Here is a 7761-nt window from a genome sequence, read left to right as displayed (position 1 = left end):
GCGGCAAAAGCGCTTCGACATGATCTGCGGAGCAAATGGGACAGAGCACCGGCAGACGAAGCCAAACACTCCTTGGACCAATGGCCAGGTCGAGCGGATGAACCGCACGATCAAGGACGCAACAGTGAAACGATACCACTACGATAGCCATGATCAGCTACGCACGCACCTCGTGGACTTCATGGACGCATACAACTTCGCACGCAGGCTAAAGACCCTCAACGGCCTCACGCCTTACGAATACATCTGCAAGATCTGGACTTCAGAGCCTGATCGATTCATCCTAAATCCGATCCACCAAATGCCGGGACTGAACACCTAGGAACAGGCGCCAATTGCATAGGCAATTTCAGCCAACTGCATCAAACATACACTCAAGTGTTTGGGCCTGCTGGAGCGGCTACTTCCTAATGCAGCTACTGTGAGACCTTAAAAGAGTCACTCAGAGGCGTAACTGGCCGAGTGGATAGCGATGTTACCGGTAGCTTCTTTACGGGCAACCTCACCGGCCTTCTCACCGTCGTAGAAAATAACGATGTTGTAGAGTGTGTGCTCGCCAAGATCAGTTTTTGTCACGATTGTATGTGTTTCACTATCATCTAGCCGACAAATTCCATGCAGCTCGCGCTGGCTGACACCTTCGACATGTGCGGCCTTCTGAGATGAACTGGCAAAATCGCCCTCGCAAAAGTCCGACATAAACGCCAGATCCTGACTATCCGTCGCCTTCAAGTCTCCGGTTGGACGGTGCGCAGTAAGTGTGCCAGCCAGAACTCCAAGATCGTCAGACTCCCAAAACACTGAGTCCACCCCGAAGCCCAGTTCTTGTATTTCAGCATCGCTCAAACGTCTGCTTCTGAACATTTCAAATGTCCGGAACCTAGTCTCTTGGGTCAAAATGAGATTTGCAGACTTATGAGCAAAGGTCCGAAGCGCTTGCCCCTAACACTCGCCTGCACCATCCGAAAAAAACACTGCCGAAATGCGCCGTCCGATAGCCGGCTCGTGGTCGCGTGAAACCTCGTCCGCTTCTTCGATGACGCGTATCATCTTTTCATGGATCTCAGCAGAAGCCTGATGGTCGTGCTCGAGCTTTTCCAAGATGGCTTGAAGAGCAATGTATCCCTTAGGAAGATCCTCATAGGCGAAGCTGTCGCGCACTTCGTGTTTTACTTGTTCCCAGAAGGGATCAAGCTCACGGCTCCACGCTTCACAAACCATTTCCACAGCGGGCAGTGACAGATGACCAAAAAATTCTTGATCACTATGCGCGACACCGCTCTTGCGCCCCATGAATTCGGCACAGGCTTTCATGAGGCTTTCAACACGCGCCGGGCGCAAGTCCCACTCGGTCAGTCTGCCTATCTGCTCTGAAATTATCGCTAGCGCTTCAGACAGGTCTTCCAACGACATGTGAGAGTGTTCCTTACCTAGGCTTCTGGTGCGCTCATACGCGGTCTCCAAGTATTTGGCACAGGCCAATTGATCGCGTTCCAAAGTCAGGCTTGAGGCTTCGTTTTTCAGTAGAATTAGACGAGGTGGGAAGAAGCTGTTGCTCTTGTTTAATCCCTTGAGGTGCAGTGCTGTGAACTTGTCGCGGGCCGATAAGAGCGCCAACTCGGCGCCCCAAGTGCCTTGGATTTTAGCCTTGTCGATGAAATTGTAACGGTCTTCAGGGATTGTTTCCTTGGTGCGTTGCAGCACGTCGTGAAAGTTATTGTCACGAAGTCGCCGCGGGGATCGCAGATATTCAACAACACTTTCGAGGATCAGTTCTGCGTCTTCTGTGCTTTCTTCTACGACGGCGTCGATTAATGCCTCTCCTGCCAAAGTTTTGTAGTTCTCTATGCGCTGGGTGATTTTCTCGTCAGATGCAAACTGACCTACCGGCACATCAACAAGGTGATAATTGACGACCCCGAACTCACTATCGATCCGGTCGATCCTACCCAAGCCTTGAATGAGCTCTTTCAGGTTTGAGGTCAGGCCAAGCAACACCAGCGTGTCTGACGACTGAAGGTTGATACCTTCAGCCATCTTGTAAGTCAGAAACACAGATGCGGACCCTTTAGGTTCATTCTTTCCACCGGGACGGAAATAGGACTCTACAGACTTACCTTGTTCAATACGTTTGAAGCCATCGGGACCATCGCCAAAGATTGCTTTTACGGCACGATATTCACCCTTGGTTTGTTTGCCCACGACATAGTTGGTGTGATGACCTTTGCGCGATAATGCTTCTGCAAAAATCTCAAGTGTGTCCGTCCTTTCCGCAAGAAATACGACCCTGTTCTTGTCTTCTTGAATTCTGAGACACGCTTCGTACCGCTTTTCATCCAGCTCCTTGAGAACACTGAGACCCAGCTTCTGGTTTAGAGCGTCGCATTTCTTTGTAGGTTCAGGTTCTGCAATACCTAGTGCGGCGAACATATTTGGTTGGTTACGATGCGATACTGTTTTCTTCGATTTTCCACCACGTTCGAAGTCGCGCAGGGACTTGCCAATCGCGCCATGAGACATCTCCCAATGGGCCTGTGCCGCGTTTACACGTAGAATGTTCAAAAGGTTGCGGATGTAGAGTTGATCTTGGGTGCTTTGTTGCGTGCTTACATGTCCGAAACGGCTTTTCTCGACAGCGGTCACCCTGCCGCCTGGCGCAAGTTCTTTGCAGAGGGCCACAATCTCATCTAGTCGCGTTTGCTGAGGCTTTGTCACCTTCAACTTCTTTGGGCGCCCATGGTTTTCAAGCCTTGGGTAACTGTGCTCGGTCGGATCTTCGTTCTCGCCAATGCATCGCCTTTGTCTGCGTGTCAAAAACGGCGACACCAGTTGAGCGAGTTCAGTGCGAGCCTCTCGCGTGAGCGTCGTATCAGGTTCTGACAAAACTGCCAGTGGCGCATCCTGGTTGAAGATATCCTTGGGAACGTGGGTTTCGCGCTCGAACAAATCACCCATGGCCTGAATGAAGGTCGGGGTCATGAAAATGGACGCCCGCTTCTCCTGCATATGGGTCAACCAGTCAACATCCCGGTTCCCGAGGAGCGTTGCCGACAGACAGACATTCCAGCTTGGCGGCGCAAGTTCGATGGCTGAGGCCATTTGAGATGCTTGTTCAAAGCCCGGTGTAACTGTGTGGCTTTCGTCGATTATGAGGATGCCAAATTGATCTAGCCTCAGGCCGGACCTTTTATCATCTCCAGCACCACGCAGATGTTGTTTTGCAAGCCTACTGTTTGCGACCGGATGGAGTGAATTTGTCGAGTACTTGCGCCAACTGGGTATAACTTTGGGTGGGGCAATTACAGCTGCATTTTTTCGAGCAACTCCATGGACCGGAGAGCGGGGCACCACTTTTGAGAATGTCTCCGACAAAGCTTCTGCTAGGTGACAACCAATTTCTGTTTTTCCAGAACCGGTTGGCGCTTCTACAAAGGCAATACTGTGATCATATACGATGGAACATGCCTCATAAGTCAGCTCCTGTTGGTACCCAAACAGCGTATGACTCGTAATCTCTTTTCGGTCGCCGGTCAGCCAAGGTTCGAATCCCTTCTGCTCTGAGATCGTTCGCGCCATCGCATCTTCTGCGGTTACCGGTTTGATAAGTTTTTCGAGGATTTCTAGTGCTTCGGTATTCCAATCGACAGACACATCCCAAGCCTGCTCAGCGGCTTCTGTGCGTTCGACCTGAAGTTCGTGAGTGCCCGCATCCAAGTCATCGGCATACTCAATGTTCCTGTAGAGCCCTGAATAAGAAAAGTTTGCAGACCCGGCGACGGCACCTTTTGGTGAGCAGACGATTTTTGAGTGTAACCGTCGATCTCCAGATATCCCCAACTTGCGTTTTGCGAGTTCCGGATCGAAAATACGCAAATCTATTTTCCCGGATTGAATGGCGTGTTTTGCCAGCACCGCGATAAGATCGTGATCCTCTTCCACCTGAAGCCCGGAGCGTTCCAGCCAGTAGAGTTTCATTTCTTCAGAGACGGGCTTAGAACTTGAAAATCGTTTAGAATTTGCAGTGTCTATTCCGAACGAAATTCGGATGCGGACGTCACTCTCGTCTTCCGGGTCCTTCAGCTCAGGCAATTCCTTCATCAAAATGGAAAGTGACGAAAGAAAATCTTGATACCCAGTTACAATCAAACAATCGCCAGAAGTTATATGGGGCCGATAGAGATTGATGACGGGCCGGTCGATATTAGTGCCGACCTTTGCAATTGGTTCGGCATCAAGCTCGCTTGCGAGCTTTTGGTCTGCTTCAACGAGCTGCTTTGGCTTTGAGCGCAGCCACTCTGGGAGTGAAAACAAGTAACAAGCCTTAGATTAAGGACGTTCAATTAAACTGTTATACTGTACATTCCGTCTTTCAAGACATCGCCAGAAACTGGGTTTCGCAATTTGATGGGCGAATTTATCGTCCGTTGTAGATGAATGCAGCATGTTGTAACCCTCTAATTTTCCGTGAACCGGCGCTAAAAAGTACGCGCAGTGCTGCACTGGGGAAAAATTGCGACACCGCGCTAGGTGCCAGACGGGCCCCCACCACTTACGAAAAACGCCAAATACCTGGTCCGCCTGACACGGTTGATATGTTCACCGCGGTCGCCAACGATTTTGGAGAACTGGCCAAATTCTTTGGATTTCCGGTCAATCGCCAAGTTAACCGCAGCGATCCGTGGCGCTTGGCGATGTTCAAACCTGATGATGGCAAGTTGCCGAGGAATTACCTAGAGCAATCGTTGGCGTTCGCAGGTTTTCGAACAGTGCGCCCTAGGCAACGGCCTGATGAACCTCGATTACATTCCCTTCCGGATCATGGAAGAAAACTTGATGCCATTCCTTAGCAAACGCAGTGCCGTAGTCGGAGTATGGAATGCCCTTTGCTTCTAGCATTGCCTTGAAGGCCTCAATGTCATCCGTCCTGAACGCGATGTGGCCCCGCTCAACAGGATTGATGACTTCACCATTCTTGAACGCTACCTGAAGGTTCTTTTCAGCCAGGTGCATTTGCATTCGACCATCCGTTGCAAACTTAATCTTGCCCGCATAGCCTCGCTGGTCTGTCACCTCTGAACGAGGGAAAGTCTGGATCGGGATATCATCCAGTCCGAGAACTTCAGTATAGAAATTATGCAGTCGGTCTACGTCTTCGGACACGTAGTTGATGTGATGGAATTCTAGCTTCATATTTTCGCACTGCCTTCGCTCATGTCTGTTGACGAGAGAAAAACCCCTTGCTGGTAAATTCCATAACGACCTTGCCATCATGATTGCTGACGGAGACTTTACTGACAACCACTCCAATGTTTGGGCGACTCCTTGAAGGAATTGTATCCGTGACCTCCATCTGCACTGATAGCACGTCGCCAGGGTACACAGGGAGAAGCCACCTGAGGTTATCAATCCCCGGGGACCCTAGGGATCGACCATTTGCATCCATGTTGGCAACTAGCATAGACATCGTCATTGCGCATGTGTGCCAACCGCTCGCACACAGACCGCCAAACAGCGATTGTTTGGCTGCTTCATGGTCCAAATGAAAGAACTGTGGATCGTATTTCTGTGCAAACTCTATGATTTCTTCTTCGGTCACCTTGTAGGCGCCAAAACTTTGCTTCTGACCCACCTCAAAGCTCTCGAAGGGAATATAGTTTTGGCCATCTTGGGGTTTTGTCATTTCTGCCTCGCGTTCTGGGGTAACTCCGTCAGGGGAAAGGGGAAGTCAGAGCTTCAACCGATTTGTACAACAAAGCCGCGACAACCCACTATGACAGATGCTTCTCCAAGTTCGCAGTATATGAAGCGGTGTCGCCAATATGTTCCATCACCCATTCTGGATTGTAGAAGGTGTCTAGGTAACGGTTTCCGTCGTCACAAAGAACGGTGACAACAGAGCCAGATCGTCCAGTTGCTTCCATCTCATGCGCAACTTGTAGGGCTCCCCAAAGGTTTGTACCTGTCGAAGGCCCGGCCCTTCGTCTGATCTGCTTTTCGAGCCAGAGCATCGTTGCAATGCTTGCAGCATCTGGCACTTGTATCATTCGGTCTATGACATCGGGCAGGAATGACTTCTCCACTCTTGGTCGCCCAATCCCTTCAATTCGGCTGGAGCAGGAGCGGATCAAGCCTCGGTTCCCAGTCTGATAACTCTCAAGGAAGACAGAGTTTTCCGGGTCTACAACAACAAGCTCAGTGTCGTGGCCTTTGTAGCGTATGTATCGCCCGAGTGTTGCAGAGGTCCCACCAGTCCCCGCGCTCATCACGATCACCGAAGGAATTGGGTGCGGTTCTTGCTCCATTTGCTGGAAAAGGCTCTCTGCAATGTTGTTGTTGCCCCGCCAATCAGTCGCCCTTTCTGCAAAAGCAAACTGGTCCATGAAGTAGCCGCCGACCTTTTCTGCAAGTGTGACCGAAGCCGGGTGCATTTCAGGCGCTGAACCCACAAAGTGAATTTCCCCGCCTTGGAAACGGATCAGATCAATTTTACTCTTAGCGGTGGATTTTGGGAGAACTGCGGTAAAAGGCACGCCTATCATACGTGCGAAATAAGCTTCTGAGACCGCAGTGCTGCCGGAAGAAGCTTCGATTACTCGTGTCCCCTCTCTGATCTTCCCATTTACCAACGCGTAAAGGAAAAGCGAACGCGCAAGTCTGTGCTTAAGACTACCAGTTGGATGAGTGCTCTCATCCTTGAGATATATATCTACGCAATTGAGCCCATGAACTGGAAGTTTGAAAAGGTGCGTATCGGCAGAGCGATGTGCATCCGCGTTGATCTTCCTAATCGACTCCACAATCCAATTATCCATACCGCTACTCAATCCTTATGCTATGACCCCAACATCCGTGGGTAAGTCGTCTCTAAAGTCCATAGCAATGCAACGAACGGCCGCTCAACGCGACACAGCGGACACTCACAAAAACTCGCTGAATGACGGCATCGAGCCCAAAGTAAAAGTGCTGACATCGGCTAAAGTTGACCGCGTGTTCTACTCAGAGAAACAGCTAGAAAATAAGTTGCAGCAGCCACAGTCTTCCTTGCCAATCGGCTGCCAGCTTTGTGTCAGGAACAAACCTTGTCGAAGACGGATACCAGACACTGGCATTCAATATAATGAGATCACAGATAACCCGCCCGTTTCGCTTCTGACCTTGTCACGCAGCTATTGTTTTTGCCTGCACTCAGTGATGGCTCGGGGCTGACTAACCTATCCCTAAGCTTGTTTGACGCAACTGAAGCAGTCACGCATGGTTTTTGTGTTGTATGTGTCCGTCGTCAGGGTTTTTGGAACCAATGGCGGCTTGAACTAAGAGAGAGTTTGGCTCATCTGGTTGGTTGCATTATGCGGCGCGTTGTCCGTGATGCAAGCGCCGCGCTTCGAGTGTCTTTCGTTTGATCCTTTCTCTTTCCTGTAGAATGGCTTTGTCCCTGCCGAAGTAGACGTTGGCGGGCGTGACGTTGTTCAAGCTTTCATGGTAGCGTTGGTGATTGTAATGATCGACGAAGGTTTCGATCTGGGCTTCGAGATCACCCGGTAAGAAGTAGTTTTCTAGCAGGATGCGGTTCTTCAGGGTCTGATGCCACCTTTCGATCTTGCCTTGGGTTTGAGGATGATATGGAGCGCCGCGAGAGTGCTTCATGCCTTTGTCCTGCAACCATTCAGCCAGTTCTCCAGAGACGTAGCTGGATCCGTTGTCGCTGAGCAGACGCGGCTTGTGGATGACGTGAACCTGATCGCAACCGGATGCTTCCAAAGC

General features: G+C 50.5%; 7 protein-coding genes. 1 reads left to right on the top strand and 6 read right to left on the bottom strand.

What is annotated here, in order from left to right:
* Positions 1-322, top strand: a 322-nt coding sequence (locus tag DHN60_RS22125) for an integrase core domain-containing protein (protein ID WP_159089350.1), incomplete at its 5' end; no start/stop codon positions are given.
* Positions 323-438: 116 nt separating this feature from the next.
* Here DHN60_RS22125 and DHN60_RS22120 read toward each other — a convergent pair.
* The 6 genes from DHN60_RS22120 to DHN60_RS22095 all read right to left on the bottom strand — a co-directional run.
* Positions 439-846: a hypothetical protein gene (locus DHN60_RS22120; protein WP_159089349.1), complete on the bottom strand. Its 408-nt coding sequence runs from the start codon at positions 844-846 to the stop codon at positions 439-441.
* A 96-nt stretch (positions 847-942) separates the two neighbouring features.
* Positions 943-4311 carry a DEAD/DEAH box helicase family protein gene (locus tag DHN60_RS22115; protein ID WP_108839458.1) on the bottom strand — a complete coding sequence of 1123 codons (3369 nt, stop codon included), beginning with the start codon at positions 4309-4311 and terminating at the stop codon, positions 943-945.
* A gap of 462 nt (positions 4312-4773) precedes the next feature.
* Complete coding sequence (locus DHN60_RS22110; protein ID WP_108839457.1) at positions 4774-5190, bottom strand: VOC family protein; 417 nt, start codon at positions 5188-5190, stop codon at positions 4774-4776.
* Positions 5191-5209: 19 nt separating this feature from the next.
* The gene (locus tag DHN60_RS22105; RefSeq protein ID WP_108839456.1) at positions 5210-5680 is read right to left on the bottom strand and encodes a MaoC family dehydratase; all 471 of its coding nucleotides are present in this window, start codon (positions 5678-5680) and stop codon (positions 5210-5212) included.
* An 88-nt stretch (positions 5681-5768) separates the two neighbouring features.
* On the bottom strand, positions 5769-6812 hold the full coding sequence (locus tag DHN60_RS22100; protein WP_108839455.1) for a PLP-dependent cysteine synthase family protein: 1044 nt from the start codon (positions 6810-6812) through the stop codon (positions 5769-5771).
* Positions 6813-7344: 532 nt separating this feature from the next.
* On the bottom strand, positions 7345-7761 hold a 417-nt coding region (locus DHN60_RS22095; RefSeq protein ID WP_159089348.1), incomplete at its 5' end, for an integrase core domain-containing protein.

It is taken from the genome of Tateyamaria sp. Alg231-49 (assembly GCF_900143535.1).
Lineage (GTDB): Bacteria > Pseudomonadota > Alphaproteobacteria > Rhodobacterales > Rhodobacteraceae > Tateyamaria.
The sequence above is the reverse complement of the archived record's forward strand: the minus strand, read 5'-3'. Positions and strand labels throughout refer to the sequence as shown.